Origin of the sequence: Roseovarius sp. (genome assembly GCF_965228755.1) — a bacterium.
Classification (GTDB): Bacteria; Pseudomonadota; Alphaproteobacteria; order Rhodobacterales; family Rhodobacteraceae; genus Roseovarius.
On sequence record NZ_CBDDIG010000005.1, the window covers coordinates 990,922 to 1,008,598 of the forward strand.

Annotated in this window: 36 protein-coding genes; 15 read left to right on the top strand and 21 right to left on the bottom strand. The window is 60.0% G+C overall.

Features of this window, described 5'->3' with window-relative positions; all coding sequences use genetic code 11:
* Window positions 1–273: 273 nt before the first annotated feature.
* From ACO07J_RS08295 to ACO07J_RS08390, 20 genes are all read right to left on the bottom strand, one after another.
* Window positions 274–1,320, bottom strand: coding sequence for a tyrosine-type recombinase/integrase (locus ACO07J_RS08295; protein WP_422028071.1), 1,047 nt, complete (start codon window positions 1,318–1,320; stop codon window positions 274–276).
* Window positions 1,317–1,535, bottom strand: coding sequence for a hypothetical protein (locus ACO07J_RS08300; RefSeq protein WP_422028073.1), 219 nt, complete (start codon window positions 1,533–1,535; stop codon window positions 1,317–1,319). Before ACO07J_RS08300 ends, ACO07J_RS08295 begins: the two co-directional genes overlap by 4 nt.
* 33 nt (window positions 1,536–1,568) lie before the next feature.
* Window positions 1,569–1,922 carry a DUF2493 domain-containing protein gene (locus tag ACO07J_RS08305; RefSeq protein ID WP_422028075.1) on the bottom strand — a complete coding sequence of 118 codons (354 nt, stop codon included), beginning with the start codon at window positions 1,920–1,922 and terminating at the stop codon, window positions 1,569–1,571.
* Window positions 1,923–2,222: a DUF551 domain-containing protein gene (locus ACO07J_RS08310; RefSeq protein ID WP_422028077.1), complete on the bottom strand. Its 300-nt coding sequence runs from the start codon at window positions 2,220–2,222 to the stop codon at window positions 1,923–1,925.
* Complete coding sequence (locus tag ACO07J_RS08315) at window positions 2,219–2,446, bottom strand: hypothetical protein (protein WP_422028079.1); 228 nt, start codon at window positions 2,444–2,446, stop codon at window positions 2,219–2,221. Before ACO07J_RS08315 ends, ACO07J_RS08310 begins: the two co-directional genes overlap by 4 nt.
* A gap of 145 nt (window positions 2,447–2,591) precedes the next feature.
* Window positions 2,592–2,915, bottom strand: coding sequence for a hypothetical protein (locus ACO07J_RS08320; protein WP_422028081.1), 324 nt, complete (start codon window positions 2,913–2,915; stop codon window positions 2,592–2,594).
* Complete coding sequence (locus tag ACO07J_RS08325) at window positions 2,912–3,256, bottom strand: hypothetical protein (protein WP_422028083.1); 345 nt, start codon at window positions 3,254–3,256, stop codon at window positions 2,912–2,914. The genes ACO07J_RS08320 and ACO07J_RS08325 overlap by 4 nt, the downstream gene beginning before the upstream one ends.
* Entirely contained in the window at window positions 3,249–3,482 is a 234-nt protein-coding gene (locus ACO07J_RS08330) for a Lar family restriction alleviation protein (protein WP_422028085.1), read from the bottom strand. The genes ACO07J_RS08325 and ACO07J_RS08330 overlap by 8 nt, the downstream gene beginning before the upstream one ends.
* Entirely contained in the window at window positions 3,475–3,720 is a 246-nt protein-coding gene (locus ACO07J_RS08335) for a hypothetical protein (protein WP_422028087.1), read from the bottom strand. Before ACO07J_RS08335 ends, ACO07J_RS08330 begins: the two co-directional genes overlap by 8 nt.
* A gap of 12 nt (window positions 3,721–3,732) precedes the next feature.
* Window positions 3,733–4,029 (bottom strand): HNH endonuclease, encoded by a 297-nt coding sequence (locus ACO07J_RS08340; protein WP_422028089.1) that lies wholly within the window; start codon window positions 4,027–4,029, stop codon window positions 3,733–3,735.
* A gap of 59 nt (window positions 4,030–4,088) precedes the next feature.
* Window positions 4,089–4,292, bottom strand: coding sequence for a hypothetical protein (locus ACO07J_RS08345; protein ID WP_422028091.1), 204 nt, complete (start codon window positions 4,290–4,292; stop codon window positions 4,089–4,091).
* 206 nt (window positions 4,293–4,498) lie between these two features.
* Window positions 4,499–4,846: a hypothetical protein gene (locus tag ACO07J_RS08350; RefSeq protein WP_422028093.1), complete on the bottom strand. Its 348-nt coding sequence runs from the start codon at window positions 4,844–4,846 to the stop codon at window positions 4,499–4,501.
* Window positions 4,847–5,015: 169 nt separating this feature from the next.
* Window positions 5,016–5,180: a hypothetical protein gene (locus tag ACO07J_RS08355; protein ID WP_422028095.1), complete on the bottom strand. Its 165-nt coding sequence runs from the start codon at window positions 5,178–5,180 to the stop codon at window positions 5,016–5,018.
* Entirely contained in the window at window positions 5,177–5,863 is a 687-nt protein-coding gene (locus ACO07J_RS08360; RefSeq protein ID WP_422028097.1) for an ERF family protein, read from the bottom strand. Before ACO07J_RS08360 ends, ACO07J_RS08355 begins: the two co-directional genes overlap by 4 nt.
* Before the next feature lies 1 nt (window position 5,864).
* Entirely contained in the window at window positions 5,865–6,041 is a 177-nt protein-coding gene (locus tag ACO07J_RS08365) for a hypothetical protein (RefSeq protein ID WP_422028099.1), read from the bottom strand.
* A gap of 219 nt (window positions 6,042–6,260) precedes the next feature.
* Complete coding sequence (locus ACO07J_RS08370) at window positions 6,261–6,575, bottom strand: hypothetical protein (RefSeq protein WP_422028101.1); 315 nt, start codon at window positions 6,573–6,575, stop codon at window positions 6,261–6,263.
* 11 nt (window positions 6,576–6,586) lie between these two features.
* On the bottom strand, window positions 6,587–6,931 hold the full coding sequence (locus ACO07J_RS08375; RefSeq protein WP_422028103.1) for a hypothetical protein: 345 nt from the start codon (window positions 6,929–6,931) through the stop codon (window positions 6,587–6,589).
* Complete coding sequence (locus tag ACO07J_RS08380) at window positions 6,928–7,140, bottom strand: hypothetical protein (RefSeq protein WP_422028105.1); 213 nt, start codon at window positions 7,138–7,140, stop codon at window positions 6,928–6,930. Before ACO07J_RS08380 ends, ACO07J_RS08375 begins: the two co-directional genes overlap by 4 nt.
* Window positions 7,141–7,213: 73 nt before the next feature.
* Complete coding sequence (locus ACO07J_RS08385; RefSeq protein ID WP_422028107.1) at window positions 7,214–7,549, bottom strand: hypothetical protein; 336 nt, start codon at window positions 7,547–7,549, stop codon at window positions 7,214–7,216.
* A 16-nt stretch (window positions 7,550–7,565) separates the two neighbouring features.
* Entirely contained in the window at window positions 7,566–8,432 is an 867-nt protein-coding gene (locus ACO07J_RS08390) for a pentapeptide repeat-containing protein (protein ID WP_422028109.1), read from the bottom strand.
* A 186-nt stretch (window positions 8,433–8,618) separates the two neighbouring features.
* On the opposite strand from ACO07J_RS08390, the gene ACO07J_RS08395 reads away from it, so the two are divergent.
* Window positions 8,619–9,215, top strand: a complete 597-nt coding sequence (locus ACO07J_RS08395; RefSeq protein WP_422028111.1) for a hypothetical protein — start codon at window positions 8,619–8,621, stop codon at window positions 9,213–9,215.
* A 286-nt stretch (window positions 9,216–9,501) separates the two neighbouring features.
* Here the strand turns inward: ACO07J_RS08395 and ACO07J_RS08400 are convergent, their stop codons facing one another.
* Window positions 9,502–10,257 carry a helix-turn-helix transcriptional regulator gene (locus ACO07J_RS08400; protein ID WP_422028113.1) on the bottom strand — a complete coding sequence of 252 codons (756 nt, stop codon included), beginning with the start codon at window positions 10,255–10,257 and terminating at the stop codon, window positions 9,502–9,504.
* 60 nt (window positions 10,258–10,317) lie between these two features.
* Here ACO07J_RS08400 and ACO07J_RS08405 point away from each other — a divergent pair, with 60 nt between their 5' ends.
* The 14 genes from ACO07J_RS08405 to ACO07J_RS08470 all read left to right on the top strand — a co-directional run bounded on the left by ACO07J_RS08405 (window position 10,318) and on the right by ACO07J_RS08470 (window position 17,674).
* On the top strand, window positions 10,318–10,788 hold the full coding sequence (locus ACO07J_RS08405; protein ID WP_422028115.1) for a hypothetical protein: 471 nt from the start codon (window positions 10,318–10,320) through the stop codon (window positions 10,786–10,788).
* Window positions 10,785–11,399 (top strand): hypothetical protein, encoded by a 615-nt coding sequence (locus tag ACO07J_RS08410; protein ID WP_422028117.1) that lies wholly within the window; start codon window positions 10,785–10,787, stop codon window positions 11,397–11,399. The genes ACO07J_RS08405 and ACO07J_RS08410 overlap by 4 nt, the downstream gene beginning before the upstream one ends.
* A complete protein-coding gene (locus tag ACO07J_RS08415; RefSeq protein ID WP_422028119.1) occupies window positions 11,396–11,539 on the top strand; it encodes a hypothetical protein in 144 nt (47 codons plus the stop codon). The genes ACO07J_RS08410 and ACO07J_RS08415 overlap by 4 nt, the downstream gene beginning before the upstream one ends.
* On the top strand, window positions 11,539–11,721 hold the full coding sequence (locus tag ACO07J_RS08420; RefSeq protein WP_422028121.1) for a hypothetical protein: 183 nt from the start codon (window positions 11,539–11,541) through the stop codon (window positions 11,719–11,721). Before ACO07J_RS08415 ends, ACO07J_RS08420 begins: the two co-directional genes overlap by 1 nt.
* 148 nt (window positions 11,722–11,869) lie before the next feature.
* A complete protein-coding gene (locus ACO07J_RS08425) occupies window positions 11,870–12,637 on the top strand; it encodes a DNA-methyltransferase (RefSeq protein ID WP_422028123.1) in 768 nt (255 codons plus the stop codon).
* On the top strand, window positions 12,634–12,795 hold the full coding sequence (locus ACO07J_RS08430) for a hypothetical protein (protein WP_422028125.1): 162 nt from the start codon (window positions 12,634–12,636) through the stop codon (window positions 12,793–12,795). The genes ACO07J_RS08425 and ACO07J_RS08430 overlap by 4 nt, the downstream gene beginning before the upstream one ends.
* Complete coding sequence (locus tag ACO07J_RS08435) at window positions 12,795–13,661, top strand: DNA cytosine methyltransferase (protein ID WP_422028127.1); 867 nt, start codon at window positions 12,795–12,797, stop codon at window positions 13,659–13,661. Before ACO07J_RS08430 ends, ACO07J_RS08435 begins: the two co-directional genes overlap by 1 nt.
* Window positions 13,658–14,116 carry a RusA family crossover junction endodeoxyribonuclease gene (locus tag ACO07J_RS08440; protein WP_422028129.1) on the top strand — a complete coding sequence of 153 codons (459 nt, stop codon included), beginning with the start codon at window positions 13,658–13,660 and terminating at the stop codon, window positions 14,114–14,116. Before ACO07J_RS08435 ends, ACO07J_RS08440 begins: the two co-directional genes overlap by 4 nt.
* On the top strand, window positions 14,113–14,853 hold the full coding sequence (locus ACO07J_RS08445) for a hypothetical protein (protein ID WP_422028131.1): 741 nt from the start codon (window positions 14,113–14,115) through the stop codon (window positions 14,851–14,853). The genes ACO07J_RS08440 and ACO07J_RS08445 overlap by 4 nt, the downstream gene beginning before the upstream one ends.
* On the top strand, window positions 14,846–15,148 hold the full coding sequence (locus ACO07J_RS08450; protein ID WP_422028133.1) for a hypothetical protein: 303 nt from the start codon (window positions 14,846–14,848) through the stop codon (window positions 15,146–15,148). Before ACO07J_RS08445 ends, ACO07J_RS08450 begins: the two co-directional genes overlap by 8 nt.
* 14 nt (window positions 15,149–15,162) lie before the next feature.
* Entirely contained in the window at window positions 15,163–16,590 is a 1,428-nt protein-coding gene (locus ACO07J_RS08455; RefSeq protein WP_422028135.1) for an AAA family ATPase, read from the top strand.
* A gap of 134 nt (window positions 16,591–16,724) precedes the next feature.
* On the top strand, window positions 16,725–16,991 hold the full coding sequence (locus tag ACO07J_RS08460) for a FaeA/PapI family transcriptional regulator (protein ID WP_422029743.1): 267 nt from the start codon (window positions 16,725–16,727) through the stop codon (window positions 16,989–16,991).
* 265 nt (window positions 16,992–17,256) lie between these two features.
* Window positions 17,257–17,436, top strand: coding sequence for a hypothetical protein (locus ACO07J_RS08465; RefSeq protein WP_422028137.1), 180 nt, complete (start codon window positions 17,257–17,259; stop codon window positions 17,434–17,436).
* A gap of 1 nt (window position 17,437) precedes the next feature.
* Window positions 17,438–17,674, top strand: coding sequence for a hypothetical protein (locus ACO07J_RS08470; RefSeq protein ID WP_422028139.1), 237 nt, complete (start codon window positions 17,438–17,440; stop codon window positions 17,672–17,674).
* Window positions 17,675–17,677: the final 3 nt, after the last annotated feature.

A 17,677-nucleotide genomic window follows, 5' to 3' on the forward strand; every position in this document is an offset into this window, starting at 1 on the left:
GGTTGACCCGTACTCTATGGCGGCAAACTCTGTCCCGTCTTTTGGGCAGTATTGCCCCTCTTTCCACCCCAGTTCCTTCAGGCGCTGGCGGGCATCGCATAGCGCGCGAAGGGCAGCTTTGGTATCCGGCATCATCGCGGCTCGTTGTGCTTTCTCAATCTCAACGGCCTTCCAGAGAGCATCTGCCTCTGCTCTGGTAATCGGAACATGCGTCCCGTCGCTTAATGTGCCGTGTCCGACAATTTCATTTTGACCTTCTGCCATCGCTTTGCCTCACTTCCTTCTCTTCTGCGCATTCCGGCTCAAAACCTTCCGGTTCGCCATCTTCCGGTAATACGCAATCGTTTCTGGTGACTGGTTGGTGATGGCTTGAATCTCGGCATCGGTTGCCCCGCTCTCGGCCAGCTGGATGATGGCCAGCTTTCTCAGGCCGTGCAGGGTGTATTGTTTGGCAGGCTCGCCCAGGCCCTTGCGCCAGCCCCGGAACGCCCGCTCAACGGCGTCGTACCCCATTGGCTCGGTAAGATTCCTGGCAAGGAGGTGCGCGCCCTGTGCGGGCCACTCGGCCACGAAGGCGGCAAGTCGCTCGGGACAGAATACCTCGAATTCCGTCGCGCCTTTCTCGTCGGTGACGGTCATCCACTCTCCGCGAAACTGGTTCCGTTTCATGGTGATGGCGGCGCTCGGGCGCTGGCCGGTGCCTAGGATCAGCTCAGCGGCGCACTGAACCACGTCAGGCGCCTCCGGCAGCTTCTCTATCATCCAGTCAGGCCATGGCTCAAACGGGCGCTGTGTGCCGTACTTGTCGAGCCCCGTTGCTGGGTTGTCTCCCAAGGGCCAATCCAGCTTGGTCTTGGCGTAGTTCCATAGCAGGGAGACGATTTGCACCCGCCAGTCGGCTTTCCTCGGGGTGTCGGCCATCGCGGTGTGAACCACCCGCAGCCCGCCCCGCGTGGTCTTGCGAACGTCCTTGTCGCGGTTATTCTGCAAAAGGGCTTCCATTTCCCGGCGGTAGCTCTTTTTCGTGCCCGGTGCGATGCGGCCCTGAATGCGTGGATCGGCCCGCCATTCCTTGACCAGCTCGCCCCATGTGTACTTGGTCGGTGCCTGTTGCTTTTCGTGGCGGTTGGCTTCGCAGGCCCAATACAGGCGGTCGAGTTCTGCCGGATCGCCGCCCCAATCCAAACGGATCGCGCGTTCCTTTCGCTTGCCGTTCTCGTGCCATGTGATACGATGCTGGGGTTCCCATACGCCCGCAACCGGGCGCCACTGCCAGCGCAGGCGTGGCTTGGTGATACGGGGCTTGGGCGGGCGCTTCATACCTCTATGTCCTCATCGGGTCGCGCGGCGGTGCCATCGAGGATAGCGGCGAGGTCGGACATGCGCCAGCGCTCGATCCCGTCCGCCAGCACGACAGGCGGCGGCATAGCGCCCTTCTTCACGAGGTCGCGGAATTTGGCCGTGGGCATATCCAGCACCTTCGCCGCGTTGGTATCGCGGAGGGCAAGCGGTTGGATATGGCGCGGCGTTCCCATCTCACTCTCTCATGTCGGGGGTGTAGGGGCGGGTCATTGGGGGGGCTCGGCTATCACGACGCGGACGCCAGCCTTTCGAGCCTTGGCGATCATGTCGGCAGTTCCCTTCCCGCCGGGGAAGGCGACCAGCAAGTCTGGCTTGTGCACGTCGATCATGTACTGGTTCCGCATTGGACCGGCGGCACGACCGTATTTATCCCAAGCAGCGGGGCAGGCGATTTGTGGAATCCCACGCCCCTTGGCCCACTCGCCAGCCAGCCTATCCGCGCCGCTTGCCGCGCCGTGAATGACACGAGTTACGTTGTGCGTGTCATGAACAACGTTCAATCCCGCCTCAAGAAACGCCGCGTCCGAATAATTTCTTCCGCCACAAACAAGTACCCGCATCTACTCCCCCTCCGCTATCAGGGCCGGGGGTTCGGGGAGGGGCATCCAGTGGGTTGGCATCGGGTCTTCATCCCAACCAAGCCAATAGTCCTCGTGCCCGTATGTGAACCCCATGCAGTCATGGCCCCATCCATACATCCAAGCATCTTGCTCACTCCCGTCTAGAACCGGGTTGCCGGGGTATTCCATGTATTGTGCCACGGGGTAGCAGTCCCAACCCCTCCGGCCGATAACGATAGGCGTCCCATCCTTCGGCGCCGTCTCAATCGGTTGCCACCCGCTCAGCGCTTCCTTGCTCATGTGTCGTCTCCCCAAATCCTTTGGTGTGTCAACGCGGTTTCCAACATCTCCATTGCAATGGCCCTGTCATAATACTGAGATGATGCGATCCGGGGCACCTCGATCAGTATGCCAGAGGGGATATGATAGAGGCGGATCACGGTATCCATGCCACCGATCCCCATGCCTATTCGCTGGTCAATGACGCGGATATGGACATCGTCTAGATTCACAATGTCGGTCATGTGTCGTCTCCCCAATGCACTACGATCCAAGGCAGCAAGTGGTCGTAGTCTAGTTGCTCGTCGCTGGTTATGGTGCGAGTCGCGTTTGGCGGGTCATCGACAAAGCGAACCTTGCTCCCGATCCGGCACCCCATTTCTCGGAAGGTCATGTGTCGTCTCCCAGGGCGGCGCGGGCGTCAGACACAGACGATATTGTTGATGTGTCTCTCACCATTAGAAAAAGATCGTCCACCGGATCGCGGCGCGGATTTTCATTGATGTGATCGAAGGCGCGCAATAGAAATTGTCCGATCTCCCGCAGCCGGGCGTTCTCTGCCTGTAGGGCTTCTAGGGCGTCGGCTTGCTCACGTATCATATCTCGGACGGCAAAGTGATATTGTGTCGTCGCGGACTGCCATAATTTGCAGGAGCGCCCCATGGCGTCGGCGCTGTTCGCAAGGTGCTTGGGGTCTTTAAACGGTTCGGTCATGTGTCGTCTCCCAGGGCGTCCAGTTTATTGATGGCGGACTCCACGCTGACAAACCCCGCAAACGCCAAGCGAGCTTGATTGCACGCCTCCCGCAGTCTGTCCCTCTCTGCCTGTAGGGCTTCGATGGCGGCATCCTTTTCCGCCAGCTTTACGCTCATGTATTTTGCGTGGCTGTCATAGATATCTTCATCGACATATCGGTGAAATTCCCGATCGCGCTGTTTGTCTCCCTCCCATCGAACTACAGTGGCGTGTTCCGACAGAACTGCGCTCACAACGCCTTGATCGTGTTCATCGCGTTCGGCCATCCAGATTTCGCGGGGCCACTCCAGATCACTCATGGCTCTCTCCCTCTATGGTTCGAGTGTTCCATGCGGTGATCGCCGCCTCCATCTGGCTCATGTCCTCGGTGTAGAACAGTCGCCCACCGATACATGCATCGTCGGGGTCCAATTGGCCCCAATGGTTTTGACAGCCCAGATTGAACCATTCGCCATGATGATCGTTATCGGTTTCGAGTTCAGCAGGATCGCCACAAAACGGGCACGGTTTCAATTGCTCACTCATGGCTCCCTCCCTCTGCTTTGCGGAAGGCGGTGATTGCCGCGTCTGCGGCCTTCGTGGCCTCGTATCGGGCAAGCCCGCCGCGCATCCTGATTTCGTCCCGCATGACTTCCAAAGCCGCCACAGCATCCCGCCCCGCCAACGCCAGCGCGGCAAGGTCAGGGGCGTGGAGTCTGGTGATCGCCATGGGGTCGCGGTCTAGCGCCTCCAGGTCTTTCTCTAGCTGGGTCCAGTCGGTCATCGCGTCATCCTCTCAATCAGGCCACACCGGGCTTCCATCGAAGCGCCGATATGGGATTTTCTTCTTCTTGCGGGTGTCGGCGCCAACGTGCTTCTTGCGAACGCTGGCGTTCTTCTTCTTCACCGCCACGTCCTCGCGGTTCTTCACCGGCAGGCACCAGTTGCAGGTCACGCCAAGGTTGCCTTCCCTGTTCTCGCCCCCGTTGATGAGGGCTTGCAGGTGTTCCAGCGTCCAGCTTTCGCCGGCATTGATCTTCCGCCCGCAGCTATGACAGCAGCCCTCGGCCCGCTCGAAGACGCGGAGCCTCACCCTCGGGGGCGCTTTCGTGTCAGGGGTAGCGCCCTGCCATTCTGCTACGGAGCGGGCGGTCATGCATCCACCCCCAGCCGCTTGGCGATCTTCATCAGCCGATAGCCGCGCGTCACGGGGTCCGGTGAGTTGTGAAGGGCATCGCTGACCTGCCGGTGAAGGCTCTCCGCCTCCCTTTGCGCTTGCCTGTAGACGTGCTCCATGAACACCGGAGACCAGCTTTTCTTGGTCGTGATGAATGCCGGGATGTACTTTACGTTCATCCTGTCTTCTGAGGATGTGCGCCGGATTGCGTGATGCAGGGAATCCGCAAGACGGTCATGCCCCCTGTAGGTGGGGTCGGGGTGGCCCATTGGCTCGCAGGCACTACCCATGCCGCCCATGCCCACGTGACCCGCTGCCTCTGTCGCCCCAGCCGCCGCGAGGGGCGATGCCAGAAGTTTTCCGAGAAATGTCCTGCGTCCAATCGTCATGCTGCACTCCCGTACCCGCGCTCAGCGCCGCGCTGGTTGGCGTTAAGCGAGCGCCAGTATTCAATCTGCATCTTCGCGGCCTCACGAAGCGCTCGCAGTTTCTCGTAGTCCCCCGCCACCTGCGCCAGTTCCGACACCGCGTGCTGATATTGCTCGCTGGCGTAGGCTTCCCGCTCTTGAGCGGCGGCGCTGTTCTGACCGCTGTTCTTCATTGCCAGAGACTTCGTGACGCGCAGCATGTTCTCCGCGCGTACGAGGTCAGCCTTGGCCGCTGCAATCTCGGCGGCACTGTCAATGAGGTACTGCGTGGCCTTCTGGGCCTTCTCTGTGGCGGTGGTATCCATCACTCAGACCTCGCCACGACTTTAGGCTCAAACCCTCGGCGCATGGCGGCGTCGTGAATGGAAAACCCGCTCACCCCGTACCGTTCGGCCATGTCCAATATCGTGGTCTTGGAATACCACATGCGCTTGAATTCCTCGGTGTCGTAGTCTGCTCGACGTGGCGCGGGCATCAGCTTTCCTTCTCCATCTTCTGTTTCAGTGCGTCCTTCATGTCGCGGACCACCTCGTCTTTTTGGTACTCAATCGAAAGATTGCTCCACACAGTCTTAAGCGCCTCTAGGTCGGGCGCGTCGGCCAGCCTCATGAGGGCGAAGGTGCGACCGTTGGGGGTCATTGCGCGGCGTACTGCGAGGTGTCGTTGCCAGTCGCTCGCATCATCTCGTTTTCGTACAGGTCAACGATTTGACCGTGCAGTTCAGGGAACCGGCCCTGCATGTTCTCGATGATCGAGCGGTGCTTGTTCCAGCGGTTCTGGAGAGCCTTTTCGCCCTTGCCCTTGAAGTCCTCGCAGATGGCGTCCGCGTAAGCTTTCGCGCGCTGCTGGGGGGTCGCGCCGGCGGGGATGCTGTCCTCGACCGACTGTTTCCAGGCATCGTTCAGGGCGGCGCCCATGCTATTGCCCTTGCGCTCGGTTTCCGCGTCGTCGTCATCGTCCGCACTGGCAACGCCGGTGATGTTCTCAAGGCCGATCCGCTTGGCGTAGGTGCTGGAAGCCTTGAGTTGCTGCATGTCCTGCTTGCCCATCAGGAGCGGCACGTCTTCTTCGATTGAGGTTCCGCTGGCGGGATGGTACAATATGGTCCTGACGAAATTGCCGGTTTCGTTGGAAATCACGGGCTGCGAAAGGGCAATGCCGTGCTTGTTCAGAGCCGGCTTCACTGCCTCGATCACCGCCAGAAGGTCGGCGTAGGTGTTGCCGAAGTGCTTGTTCGCGGCGTTCTTGCCGGGCGACTTGAATTCCTTCTGCGCCTCAAGAAACGCAGTCCAGATGTTCGGGATGGTTTTGTGTTCAGTCATCTCAACCTCCAATGCTATGAAGCGTCAGTGCAGCGGCGATCCCGGCAAAGGCGCCGGCACCTCCGAGAAAGGCGTAGACAAGCCCGTCGATGTACTTGGCCTTCCGGGTGTCCTGCGGGTCCGTGCGGGCCACCAGATGGCCTTCACGGAGGCGGGCGTAGTGGGGGAGGGTGGTCATTGGGGTGCTCCTATCCCGGGAAATATCCAGCCACACGGGCCGACCGATTTGTTGACGCGGCGAGCGCTTGGAGCGCCCTGTCAGCCGCGTTGCGCTCCGACCCGTTTAGGCTGTCGCGCTTTTCATCGAATCCGCGCTCACCGACCTTGCAAAGGGCTTTGGCCTCCGCCTCTGAGAGGATTATGGAAACCTGCCCACCTTGTCTGAGATACGCGGCCATCACTGCACCTCCACCGGATCGGGATGCACGGAGCGCGCTAGACGCAAAACTTCGTCGATCACGTCATCCAGAGGCATCAAGGGGCGAGCCTCTCTGTGAATGGCTTGGATTGCCCGGTATTCGAGTGAGTTTCGATTGAGGATTTCGGCAGCATCCGAGACGTGCTTTCGGGCCAAGCCCCACTCTCGCCCGCTGTCGTCGGCATAGTGATGGCTTGCGAGTTGCAGGTGCTTGATGACTTGCCTCAGATCGTCTTCCGGCGCGTTCTTGAAAAGCGGCGCATTCGACGGAACATTGTCGATGAAAAAGACCATGACGGCTCCTTTCAGTCGTGTTGGGTTACAGGGTCCGGATGCACGGTTGCGGCGTCCCAGACATCGAAGAAGTGAACGGTCAGCGTCACGACCAGCAGGACCACGAGGCCGATTTGCACGACGGGAATGATGTAGTCAGCCCACCGTTCCGCACGGTTCAGGCCATCATCCAGCCATCCGTAATGCTCCGGCTCCGGTGTGTCGCAGAGCGTCGGGAATACCATGCTGGCGCGCGAGCCGGGACGGGAGGAGGAGGTATCCCGGCCCGCGCTGTTCCCCATGGGAGGGGTGGGGAAGTCGGTGTAAAAGCCGGCGCCTTCGTCGGGGAGGCGGGGGGTGTTACTGAGGTGGGTCATGCCGCGTCCTCTTGGGCTGCGTCTTCTTCGCGCTCGACAAGTTCCAGCCCGAACAGGGCGGCGAGTTCTTGAAGGTCGTCGCGCACCTGTTTGCGCAGGTGGTCAGCGTCTCCAACGGAGCTTTCCATCCAGTAGGCGGCGTGAGCATCCTTCGATATCTGGTTCGCGCGGAAAGACACGCTGCAAAGGTCAAGTGTGCTCGGTTTCATCGTCTCATCCTTTCAAAAAGCCCGGCGGAGCGCGGGATGGCCCCGCCGGGAAGTTGGGGAGAAATCAGTGGGGTCAGACCAGATGCCCCTGTTCGCGCAGTTCCTGCAGCAGCGCCTCTTCTTCGAGGCCCCACACGTACCGGATGCCGAAAACCTTGATGCACCACGCACGGTCGAAGTGGGTGAAGCCGCTGGTGCTCTCGACAGAGAGGCCGTTGAGGGTCAGGGGGTTGTCGTCGCCAGCGCGAAAGCCAACGTCGTCGCGACGAAGATAGGCCACCAAATTGTCGCCCTCGTCAAAGATGCCGGGGTAGCTCTCGCCAATCACCTCGGTCACGTCCATGGTGACATCCTCGATGGTCCACTTGGGCTTAACGTCCGGTGTCGGAATGTTCGCTTGGTAGGTCATGCGTTCCTCCGTGGGGTTAGGCCCAAGCCTGGGCTTCTTCTCTGGTGAGAAAAAAATGCACACCGCCGGTACATTCGACGGTCCAATCTTCATCCCACTCGTGGCAGGTGACGCGCTCGCCAGTGCGATAGATGGTCTTGGCGTCATGCATCCCGACACCCTCGTCAGCGCCTTGCACTTCGAGAACGTCAACGAACTCTGCGCGGCACTTCCGGCCAAAGGCATGGGAGCGGCGAGCCTCCTTCGGGACCAGAAGCTTGACGATCACGCCGCCAGAACATGCCTTCCAAACGATCAGGTCGCCTTCGGGGAGGATGCGGGTGCGGGCAATGATCAGTTCGGCACTCTTGGCACCCGCGAGGTAGGCATCCGCGAGGTTGGCACCCGCGAGGTAGGCACGCGCGAGGTTGGCACCCGCGAGGTTGGTACCCGCGAGGTAGGCATCCGCGAGGTTGGCACCCGCGAGGTTGGCATCCGCGAGGTAGGCATCCGCGAGGTTGGCACCCGCGAGGTTGGCATCCGCGAGGTTGGCACCCGCGAGGTAGGCACGCGCGAGGTTGGCACCCGCGAGGTTGGCACCCGCGAGGCTGGCACCCGCGAGGTTGGCACCCGCGAGGTTGGCATCCGCGAGGTAGGCATCCGCGAGGTTGGCACCCGCGAGGTTGGCATCCGCGAGGTTGGCACCCGCGAGGTAGGCACGCGCGAGGTTGGCACCCGCGAGGTTGGCACCCGCGAGGCTGGCACCCGCGAGGTTGGCACCCGCCTTAACCGCCCATTTCACTGCAAGGCCAAGCTTAACCGACTTCGGTGCATCATCCGCGCAGTCGATGTCTGCGATGAATTGCACCTCTCCGGTGAAGCGGTTGAATACGTCGAATTTCACTGTGCGTTCCTCCTTTGCCCGTGGGCTATGGGAGGAAGGTAGTCCAGAAAAAATGGACAGTCAAGAAAGAAGTTCAAAAAATCTGGACTAGACGTAAGCCGCCCTGCTACCTTGCGTCTGTCAGCAGGGGGCTGGTTGCACCCCAGCGGCATAGACTCAGAAGGAAAGCCATGTGATGATTTTTAGATGCTGGGATTTGGGATTAAGCTTGTTCTATGGGTCGGCGCGGTTGTTTCCGCCGTGGTCGGGTACTTACTTTTCCCCGCCGACTTACAGGCGATCAGACAGCTCTATCCGGACACGCTTTGGTGGGTGCCGGACATGACGGTCAATTTGGTACTGCTTGTAATTTCAATCTCGTTGGCGTCCGTGCTGATCTATCGGGATGGACAAGAGTTTCTGGCGGCGTGGAAAGCTCGATGGCTTCCGGTGTCCCAGGCTTCCAAGTATTTCAGGGACGCGCTGGACAAGACAGACTTGGAGCAAATCAAGGCCGAGTTTGATGTCTGGGGGAAGGAAATGGGAACCGATGACCCATTCGCCATGTATTTCACAGGCTTTATCCCGCAGGGCGTCAATCTCGGAATTCTGAAGGTAAAGGGCACGCCGAACAACGGCTTACGTGCAGTCAAAATAGAGCCGGAAATCAGTTTGAACGAAAATGGGGTGGACTTAGACGACCGCATAATCGGAGGCGATCACCGTCGCTACTCCGGTCTACAGGTTCATAAGGGCTCTATCCTGCGCTACGTTAATTGGCTGGAAGGGCATGGGGGCGGGTAGGCGTTAACCCAACCAATTGAACCCTAGCCAAACCGACCACCCATGAACTACTGCAACCGGCGCTATCAGCGCCCCAACAATCATGAACAACCACGCCTTAGCCATGATACCAACGACGATATGGGTGACCCACCCGGCCAGCGCGGCGAGCATAAGTGTCCCCGCTATGATCGACCCGAAGGAATCCATGTTGCCCGCTCCAATTTTGACATTTCTGTGGCTTCCCGCGTAGCGTGTGCTGGTTGGGAAAGTTGGGAAGATAAGATGAAGGCCAAGTTGATTATACTCATTGCGCGGATCGGGATTTCTCTCGGCGTCGATCTGAACTGGATTTTTGATCCCATTCATCGTTGGCGCGTTGGAGCGCGGGGATTATCCGTTCCACGAGATCAAAGGGGAGCTGGGAAAACTCGCCGTTCATCTGAAAATTAAAGTCCAAACGAAAAGCTCGGTAGATGTACCTCATAATCTCAATGTTCGGGTAATTCACGCCGTTTTCAGCGTTGCTATAAACGGTTTTTGATACCCCAATATTGCTGGCGAGATCCTTCGCCTTTAGTCCTGACATAATCCGGGCTGCACGCAGGCGAATTGCCTGCGCTGTGGGGCTGGTATCGCCCTTGTGGGAAAGTCTTTCTTTCTCATCAATATCCATGCCGCGTTTATACCCTCTGTCCAAAAAATTTGAACATACGCCGCGCTGAACCTTGTCAGTCCAGATTTTTTGGACTAAACTTTCCGCATGAGAACCGATCGAAAGAAAAACGCCGTCGCTGAAATCTGCGATGAGGTGGGGCGAGGTGTCATCGCCGAGCGGATGAAGGTGGGCAAGACCGCAGTTGGGAACGCTGTCAGTGACGGTGTTTTCCCGGCGCGCTGGTATCACGAAATGCGACTTCTCTGCGCCGAACGCGACATCTCGTGCCCGGACGATCTCTTTAACTTTGTCCGCGCTTCCTCCGGAGACGCCGCATGACAGCGGCAGCGCCACTAGGGGACGGGGCAGGGCGCTGCCGCCCGGAGAGGTCTCTGCTTTCTCCATGCCAGCAATGTGCGCCCTTACCCCGCGTCAACCAACCGAAAGCATAGGAAGGATTTTCGGATGAGAGCAGCCAAACCCGGAAGTGTTCAGTGTTGCGTTCAGGAGGCCTATCGAGCGGCAGGCGGACTTGAATGCGTATCCGACGACCTCGGCCTGTCTATCAGCACCCTTTCCCAGCATACCGAAAAGCCGGACGGGCGCAAGAAGGCCGGTGGCCTCGGCATCAACTATGCCGACACGCTGGCCCGGATGCATCCCGCCGTTGCGGTGGTGTTGGCAGAGCATTTCGCGGCACTGGCCGGTGGCCGTTTCGAGCGGTTCCAGTCCGGCGACGCCCGCGAGGCATGGGAGCATGTCTCAGCCCTGTGCCGGGAGGTTGCCGAAGCCGTCGAGAAACTGTCGGACCCGAATGCTGACCCGGCTGAAATCCAGAAAGAACTTCGCGACGTTGTGAATGCGGCCTGCGCCGCCCAGCGGGATACCGCATCACTCGTCACCGTCCCCCATCTCGGGGAGGTGAAGGCGAAATGACCGACCGCCCTATCCTTTTCTCCGCCCCGATGATCCGCGCGCTGCTGGACGGCCGCAAGACGCAGACGCGGCGGGTGCTGAAACCGCAGCCTTCAAACGTCGATGGTGTCGGCCGCTGGTATAGAATGTCGAGCGGCGGCGAGAGCCTGAACTGCTACGAGATCCCAATTACCCCCGGCGACCGCGTCTGGGTGCGGGAGACATGGAACGTCCCTGACGCCTACCTAGAACCCAGAAACCGCCAAACAGCGCTTGAGCTGATGAACTATGCGGCCACGCCATGGGCAATTCCGGGCCGTTGGCGCCCTTCCATCTTCATGCCCCGCTGGGCCTCCCGCCTGACGCTCACCGTGACCGACGTGCGGGTGCAGCGGGTGCAGGAAATCAGCGAGGCGGATGCGATGGCTGAGGGGATCAAGCGGAACATTCCGGGTTGGTTCCCCGTGCCGGGCATAGATGGTTCGGGCACCACGGCGCGCGCCGCCTTTGCCATGCTCTGGGACAGCCTGAACGCCAAGCGCGGCTTCGGCTGGTCCGAAAATCCGTGGATCGCCGCATACACCTTCACCGTCCACCACTGCAATATCGACCAGATGGAGGTGCCGAAATGACATACGTCTGGATATTCCTCGTCCTCTACGCCGCTGTCGGGGCCATCTTCCTACTTCGCAGCAAGTCACGGGGTTTCATCGCAGACGCGCTCTTTGCGCTTCTCTGGCCCGTCTACCTGCACATCACGCGGGGGTACTGATGATCAAGCTCACCAACCCCCACGGTCGCCCCATCTGGGTCAACCCTGACCGCATGTACACCCTCTCCCCTCAGTACCACGAGGGAGAGGCCACGGGCTACACCACCATTCACGTTCCCGGCGGGCGTGTCACCGTCAAGGAAAGCTGCGAGGAAATCGCGGAGATGTGGGGGGATCAGTGAAACCCTCCCGCTCCCCCATATGGATGCACCGCCAGCGCAAGACCCACACCATAGAGCAGCGCACCCGTGAGGCACAGGCAAGGTCGCTGAACCGCAGGAAGACCGCCGTTTCCCTGCCCAAGGCGCCGTGGGTGAAGGGGGCGAAGGGGTGACATACGACTGGCAACAGGACGCTCAAGACAGCTACCTCGTCGGCATTGCCGCCAAGCGGGAAGAACTGCTGATGGACACCATCACCGGCCTGAAGCGGGTCAAGGTGTTTCCGGGCGGCGGGTGTGAACTGTATCAGGGCGATTGCCTGGAAATCATGCCGCAGCTTGGGGCGGTTGATGCCGTGGTGACTGACCCACCGTATGGGATAGCCGACAAGTGGCAGGGCGGCAAAGGCCACGGCTGGGGAAATCAGGACGGCATGAAGGCCGTTCGCAACAAATGGGACGCCGCAGCGCTCGGAGACAATGAATGCGCCGTTCTGCTATCTGCTGGGAAGCGCGTCGTCATTTGGGGCGGCAACTATTTCCCCCTGCCTCCATCTCGCTGCTGGCTCGTGTGGAACAAGCCTGAGCGCGGGTTTACCTTAGCGGAAGCTGAACTGGCATGGACTAACTTCGACAGCGTGGTTCGCGTGTTTGACGCGCCACGTTCTGAGCCGGGCAGGCAGCACCCCACGCAGAAGCCTGTCGCGGTCATGTCTTGGTCGATCCAGAAGGCCAAAGGTGACACCATCCTCGATCCCTTCATGGGCAGCGGCACCACCTTGGTTGCCTGCGCCAAGCTGGGCCGCAAGGGCATCGGCATAGAGATTGACCAGGATTACTTCGACATAGCCTGCAAGCGCGTCGAGGAAGCTTACCGGCAACCGGACCTCTTTGTGGCCCCTCCCAAGCAAGCCGTTCAGGAGGGGTTTGATCTATGATCCGCCGCTTCCGTCTCCGCCGCGCCTATCGCGCCATAGAGGCCGCAGAGCGCGCGTACACCGCCGCCCATGACCGCCGGGACACGCGGTCCATGTCAGCCGCCCTGCAAACGCTCAGAGAGGCCAAGCACGCCGCTCTCAGGCTGGAGGTGATGTGATGGGCAAGCTTCGCGTACTCGACCTTTTCAGCGGTATCGGCGGCTTCAGCCTTGGTCTTGAGCGGACGGGTGGATTCGAAACCGTCGCCTTTTGCGAAATCGAGGAATTCCCCCGCAAGGTTCTGAGAAAACACTGGCCGGAGGTGCCTATCTATGAAGATGTCCGAAACCTCACAGCAGACACTCTGGCCCGAGACGGAATTGAAGTCGATGTCATCACGGGCGGATTCCCGTGCCAAGACCTCAGCCTCGCCGGGAAAAGGGCCGGAATGGGTGAAGGGACTAGAAGCGGGCTATTCTCCGAAATTGTTCGGCTCATTAGCAGTCTTGGACCATCTTACGTCCTCCTGGAGAACGTCGCAAACTTGCTTAGTGGCCCTAGCGAGCAACGAGGCGAATGGTTTGGCAAGGTTCTCCGAGACTTGGCCGGATGCGGGTATGATGTCGAATGGCAAAACATTCCGGCTGGAGCCTTGGGCGCTCCACACCTTAGAGAGCGCGTCTGGATTATTGCCTACCCCAAGGCACAACGACAGCCAGAAGCGCGGGAACTTCAATATCCACGAATTACGCAATGGCTTCCCCGCTGCCGTGAAGCGGCTTTTCTTGCCCACGATCGGAAAAAACGAGCCGAAGGGCGCAAGCCGCAACAGGTTTCGGGGTTCTCCGCATTTTCGTGGTGCAAAGATGTGCGAAGGGCTGAGGATCTGCGCGGACGATCCGATTTACCTACACCCCTCTTTCGCGGAAGCCGCGATGGGATTCCCGATTGGGTGGACCGAGTTGGAGCGTGCGGAAACGCCGTAGTCCCTCAAATCCCCGAGATGATTGGCCGCGCCATCCTGGAAGCGGAGGCAACCGCATGACCACATTCGAGATACCGGGCCGCCCCTTCGCCAAGCAGCGCCCCCGCGCCACACGGCAGGGCAGGGTCTACACCCCCAAGGAAACCGTCAGCTTTGAGCGCACGGTCGGGCAGATAGCTATGCAGCACTTTCCCGAGCCTCTTACCGGGCCGGTGAGCGTCATCATCCGCGCCAGCTTCGAGCCGCCGAAAAGCTGGTCGAAGAAAAAGACCGCCGCGCATCTAAACCGCCCGCACACGCAGCGCCCGGATTTGGACAACATGGCTAAGAGCATCCTCGACGCACTGAACCGTATCGCATGGGCGGATGACGGGCAAGTGTCGGAGATCACGGTGAGCAAGGTCTGGGGTCCGACAGCGCGGACAGTGGTTCACGTGGAGCCGAAGGGCACAGAGGACAACTGGCGGTCTATCGGCAGCATAGCCGCTGAAATGGTGAAGGGGCAGGATAAATGAGCGGATGGTACGCAATGAAGCGCGGCTGGATGGACCACGAAATATTCGAGTCCAAGCAGCCGTACACCAAGCGGGAAGCTTGGGTTTGGATCGTTGAGAGCGCCGCCTACAAGGCAACGCCGGTGGACATAGGGGGGAAGCCCTACACGGTTCCGCGCGGCGGCATGTGCTTCTCTCTCCGGTTCCTTGCCCAGAAGTGGCGTTGGAGTGTCAAGGCGGTTCAGACGTTCCTTTCGCAACTTGAAGCCCACGGAATTGTGCAAGTCAGCGTGGCAAAAACCGGGACAGGAACGAAGACAAAACGGACACAAATAACCCTTTGTAATTACGACAAATATCAGCAGGTGGGCGACAAAACAGAAACAAGAGAGAAACAAAAGAGCGACAAAGAAGAACAAGGAAACAATATTCCCGTAGGGAGCGCTGACGCGCTCGACCCTGACAAAGTGCTTTTCGACAGCGGCATTCAATACCTGACAGCATCAGGCATCCCCGAAAGGAAAGCCCGCATGTTGCTAGGCAAGTGGCGGAAAGAACACGGCACCGAAGCGGTTATTGCTGCGCTCGGCAGAGCAAAGCGTGAAGGCGCGATTGAGCCGGTGGCATTCATCGAAGGGTGCCTGAAGTTCAGGGCCAAGAAGGCAAAACCCGAAATTGGCCAGACCCGCACCACGCCGGACGGTCGCAAGCAGGTTTACGTCAACCACTATGACGGGTGGGTGCAGGAATATGCTTGATATCGACCAGTACGAAAACACGGCGGCATGGCTCGAATACTGCGACGGCATGAGCCGGTTCCAGGCGGAGACGGAAGCCGCGCGCCGCCAAGGTTATCAGCGATGGGAGGCAGTGAATGAAATCCGCAAGCGACATTCTGAGGGACAACGGGATCGAGGTCAGGCGGCAGGCGGGAACGCAGCGCACGACCTGCCCGGAATGCAGCCCGCAACGAAAGAAGAAACGCGACCTGTGTCTGAGCGTGACGTTCAAGGGGGACGGGATCGTCTGGCATTGCTGGCACTGCGGGCATAGCGGAGGGGAATACTTTGACCAAAGACGTGATGGAATGGCTGCAAGAGGTTCGGAGGCTGGATCGCGCCGTTCTGGATCACATGGGCGTCGTGCAGAAGGATATTCCGGGTCTCGGGGCAACCGCCGCGTTCCCGTATCGTCAGGACGGCAAGCCCTACGCTGCTAAGTTCCGCGCGGTCGAGAAAAAGGATTGGCGGTCAACGCGCGGTGTTTCTCGGGGGCTCTACAACGAAGACGTTCTGAAGCTTGGCGAGGGTCCGATTGTCATCACCGAGGGCGAGATTGATTGCCTGTCGATCATGCAGGCCGGCCACTCGCGGGCGGTATCTCTCCCCGATGGTTGGGCCGCAGACGGTGAAAAGCGGGACTGCCTCCTGAAAGAGGAGGCCCGGCTGCGGGAAAGCCCGTATGTCATCGTGGCGGGGGATAACGACGAAGCCGGGCAATCTCTGCCGAAAGCCGTGGCAAACATTCTCGCCGGCCATGACGTTCGGTTTGTGACGTGGCCCGAGGGGTGCAAGGACGCCAACGAGGTTCTTTGCACCTATGGCGAGGGCGAGCTGGCGCGGTGCCTGACGGAAGCCAAGCGGATCGACCCGGAAGGCGGGTTCATCACCGGCATATCGGATCTTCCGCCCATGCCGGAGCGCCGCGTTCTGCGCACCGGGCTTATTCCGTATGACAACGGGCTGGCCTTCGAGGTCGGCGCCATGTCGGTTGGGACCGGCACGCCGGGATCGGGGAAATCCACGTTCTCGACATTCGTGGCGCACCACGTTGCGGAGCATGAAAACGCCCGCGTGGGCTTTCTGGCGTTCGAGACGCACCCCTACCGCATCAGGGACCATCTGAGCCGCCTGCGGGCCAAGCAGCCGTGGGACAGGCTCACTGTGGAGCAGAAGGCCGAGCTGGCGGCAAAACTGGATCGGCAGTTTCGGATTGTTCACCGCACCTTCGAGAAGCGCGAACACAACATCGAATGGCTGCGCCAGATGATTTACACGCTGGCGGTTCGGGATAACTGCAAACTGATCCTTGTGGACCCGTGGAATGAGCTGGAGCACCTGCCGGAGCCCGGCGAATCCATGACCGCCTATATCAATTGGGCGCTTCAGCAGATCAGGACGTGGGCGGAGCGGTACGACTGCCACATCTGCCTGATTGCGCACCCCCGGAAGATGGGAACCGAAGGCAAGCCGAGAAGCCCCACGGGCTACGACATTGCCGACAGCGCGGCGTTTTTCAACAAGCCGTCGCTCGGGTTCAGCGTTCACCAGGAGGAGGATGAAGACGAGGGCGAGCGTTGGGTGCGGATCACCACATGGAAGGTTCGCGACACGCAGCTTTACGGCTTTGAGTGCGGGTCAATGCGCCTGTCCTTCTACCCCGACGCGATGACCTACACGCAGTTTCAATCCAACGCAAAATATGGAGGCCGCTAATGCTCGCATCACAGAAATCTCACCGCCGCTTTGTCCCGGCCAACCACGACAGGCCAGCCCGCCCGGCCCTGGTGGATGCTTTCGGCGCCTCTCCCCACATCGCAGCCCGGCACGAGGCATGTGTTGCCCGGATCATGCACCGGGTGATTGGGCTTAACGGACAGCTGCCCGCCGGCACCAACGGGCTGGTTGGAATTACGAGGACCGCCGAGGAAAACCGGGCGGCGGTGCTGGCTGATCTTCGCGAGCACGGCCCTTCGTCCACGCGGGAGGTTGCCGGTCGGCTTGGCCTTCAGCGTGACCGGGCCGGCTATTACCTGTCGGTTCTTTCACGGCTCGGGAGGGTCACGAAAACACAGCCGGGGCGACTGCTTCCGGCAACTTGGAGGGTAGTGGAATGACCAACTACAACGATGGGAATTGGTGGGGATGGAACGGGGGAGAGTGCCCGGTGCATCCGGAGACGGAAGTTACTGTTACTTATCCTAACGGGGCCGTCTGTCTTAACGCCGTCGCTAGTTCACACCGATGGGAGGGCCCGATTTTGTTCCGCGTCACCAAGGAACACCGGGAGCCGAGGGAGTGGTGGGCAGACCCTGAAACGGGGCAGTTGTGCAAATCAAGTTACGGCAGGTTCACCGTCAAGGTCCGCGAGGTACTGGACGAATGACCCCCGACCAGCGCGACCAGATAGCCGAATGCAAGCAACTCCGCAACGAGGGCGGCACGTTCCAGGCCCGTCTGGACATGGGCTATGCGTATGCCTGCGTTGCCATCGCCTTCGGGCGTGATCCGGAAAACCTCTGCCCCTACGGGGCGAACAACCCACCAGTGAAGGAGACATGAGATGACCACGGTAGCGATGGAAGCCCTGAAGCGTATCGCGCAACGAACACCCTCCTGCGTGGATTGTCGGTTTTTCATGGAGGCGGAGTCTTTCCGGAAGTTCGGATGGTTCGGTCTGCGGAAGGATACGTCCACAGCAAATAGCATGCGCTTCGCCAACTGCGTCAAGCATTTCACATACTGCTCCACGGCCTTCGAGTTCGACTGCAAGGGGCGCGACTTCGAGGAACGGGGCTAACCT

Coding starts and splice junctions, on each gene's coding strand:
- ACO07J_RS08300 (WP_422028073.1), bottom strand. CDS start 1,535: ATGGGAACGCCGCGCCATATCCAACCGCTTGCCCTCCGCGATACCAAC.
- ACO07J_RS08450 (WP_422028133.1), top strand. CDS start 14,846: ATGCTTGATATCGACCAGTACGAAAACACGGCGGCATGGCTCGAATAC.
- ACO07J_RS08320 (WP_422028081.1), bottom strand. CDS start 2,915: ATGACCGAACCGTTTAAAGACCCCAAGCACCTTGCGAACAGCGCCGAC.
- ACO07J_RS08430 (WP_422028125.1), top strand. CDS start 12,634: ATGATCCGCCGCTTCCGTCTCCGCCGCGCCTATCGCGCCATAGAGGCC.
- ACO07J_RS08360 (WP_422028097.1), bottom strand. CDS start 5,863: ATGACTGAACACAAAACCATCCCGAACATCTGGACTGCGTTTCTTGAG.
- ACO07J_RS08295 (WP_422028071.1), bottom strand. CDS start 1,320: ATGAAGCGCCCGCCCAAGCCCCGTATCACCAAGCCACGCCTGCGCTGG.
- ACO07J_RS08410 (WP_422028117.1), top strand. CDS start 10,785: ATGACCGACCGCCCTATCCTTTTCTCCGCCCCGATGATCCGCGCGCTG.
- ACO07J_RS08435 (WP_422028127.1), top strand. CDS start 12,795: ATGGGCAAGCTTCGCGTACTCGACCTTTTCAGCGGTATCGGCGGCTTC.
- ACO07J_RS08415 (WP_422028119.1), top strand. CDS start 11,396: ATGACATACGTCTGGATATTCCTCGTCCTCTACGCCGCTGTCGGGGCC.
- ACO07J_RS08465 (WP_422028137.1), top strand. CDS start 17,257: ATGACCCCCGACCAGCGCGACCAGATAGCCGAATGCAAGCAACTCCGC.
- ACO07J_RS08420 (WP_422028121.1), top strand. CDS start 11,539: ATGATCAAGCTCACCAACCCCCACGGTCGCCCCATCTGGGTCAACCCT.
- ACO07J_RS08315 (WP_422028079.1), bottom strand. CDS start 2,446: ATGACCGACATTGTGAATCTAGACGATGTCCATATCCGCGTCATTGAC.
- ACO07J_RS08325 (WP_422028083.1), bottom strand. CDS start 3,256: ATGAGTGATCTGGAGTGGCCCCGCGAAATCTGGATGGCCGAACGCGAT.
- ACO07J_RS08305 (WP_422028075.1), bottom strand. CDS start 1,922: ATGCGGGTACTTGTTTGTGGCGGAAGAAATTATTCGGACGCGGCGTTT.
- ACO07J_RS08395 (WP_422028111.1), top strand. CDS start 8,619: ATGCTGGGATTTGGGATTAAGCTTGTTCTATGGGTCGGCGCGGTTGTT.
- ACO07J_RS08330 (WP_422028085.1), bottom strand. CDS start 3,482: ATGAGTGAGCAATTGAAACCGTGCCCGTTTTGTGGCGATCCTGCTGAA.
- ACO07J_RS08375 (WP_422028103.1), bottom strand. CDS start 6,931: ATGACCCACCTCAGTAACACCCCCCGCCTCCCCGACGAAGGCGCCGGC.
- ACO07J_RS08380 (WP_422028105.1), bottom strand. CDS start 7,140: ATGAAACCGAGCACACTTGACCTTTGCAGCGTGTCTTTCCGCGCGAAC.
- ACO07J_RS08310 (WP_422028077.1), bottom strand. CDS start 2,222: ATGAGCAAGGAAGCGCTGAGCGGGTGGCAACCGATTGAGACGGCGCCG.
- ACO07J_RS08370 (WP_422028101.1), bottom strand. CDS start 6,575: ATGGTCTTTTTCATCGACAATGTTCCGTCGAATGCGCCGCTTTTCAAG.
- ACO07J_RS08345 (WP_422028091.1), bottom strand. CDS start 4,292: ATGAACGTAAAGTACATCCCGGCATTCATCACGACCAAGAAAAGCTGG.
- ACO07J_RS08365 (WP_422028099.1), bottom strand. CDS start 6,041: ATGACCACCCTCCCCCACTACGCCCGCCTCCGTGAAGGCCATCTGGTG.
- ACO07J_RS08355 (WP_422028095.1), bottom strand. CDS start 5,180: ATGACCCCCAACGGTCGCACCTTCGCCCTCATGAGGCTGGCCGACGCG.
- ACO07J_RS08445 (WP_422028131.1), top strand. CDS start 14,113: ATGAGCGGATGGTACGCAATGAAGCGCGGCTGGATGGACCACGAAATA.
- ACO07J_RS08350 (WP_422028093.1), bottom strand. CDS start 4,846: ATGGATACCACCGCCACAGAGAAGGCCCAGAAGGCCACGCAGTACCTC.
- ACO07J_RS08405 (WP_422028115.1), top strand. CDS start 10,318: ATGAGAGCAGCCAAACCCGGAAGTGTTCAGTGTTGCGTTCAGGAGGCC.
- ACO07J_RS08470 (WP_422028139.1), top strand. CDS start 17,438: ATGACCACGGTAGCGATGGAAGCCCTGAAGCGTATCGCGCAACGAACA.
- ACO07J_RS08385 (WP_422028107.1), bottom strand. CDS start 7,549: ATGACCTACCAAGCGAACATTCCGACACCGGACGTTAAGCCCAAGTGG.
- ACO07J_RS08335 (WP_422028087.1), bottom strand. CDS start 3,720: ATGACCGACTGGACCCAGCTAGAGAAAGACCTGGAGGCGCTAGACCGC.
- ACO07J_RS08460 (WP_422029743.1), top strand. CDS start 16,725: ATGCACCGGGTGATTGGGCTTAACGGACAGCTGCCCGCCGGCACCAAC.
- ACO07J_RS08440 (WP_422028129.1), top strand. CDS start 13,658: ATGACCACATTCGAGATACCGGGCCGCCCCTTCGCCAAGCAGCGCCCC.
- ACO07J_RS08400 (WP_422028113.1), bottom strand. CDS start 10,257: ATGGAGAAAGCAGAGACCTCTCCGGGCGGCAGCGCCCTGCCCCGTCCC.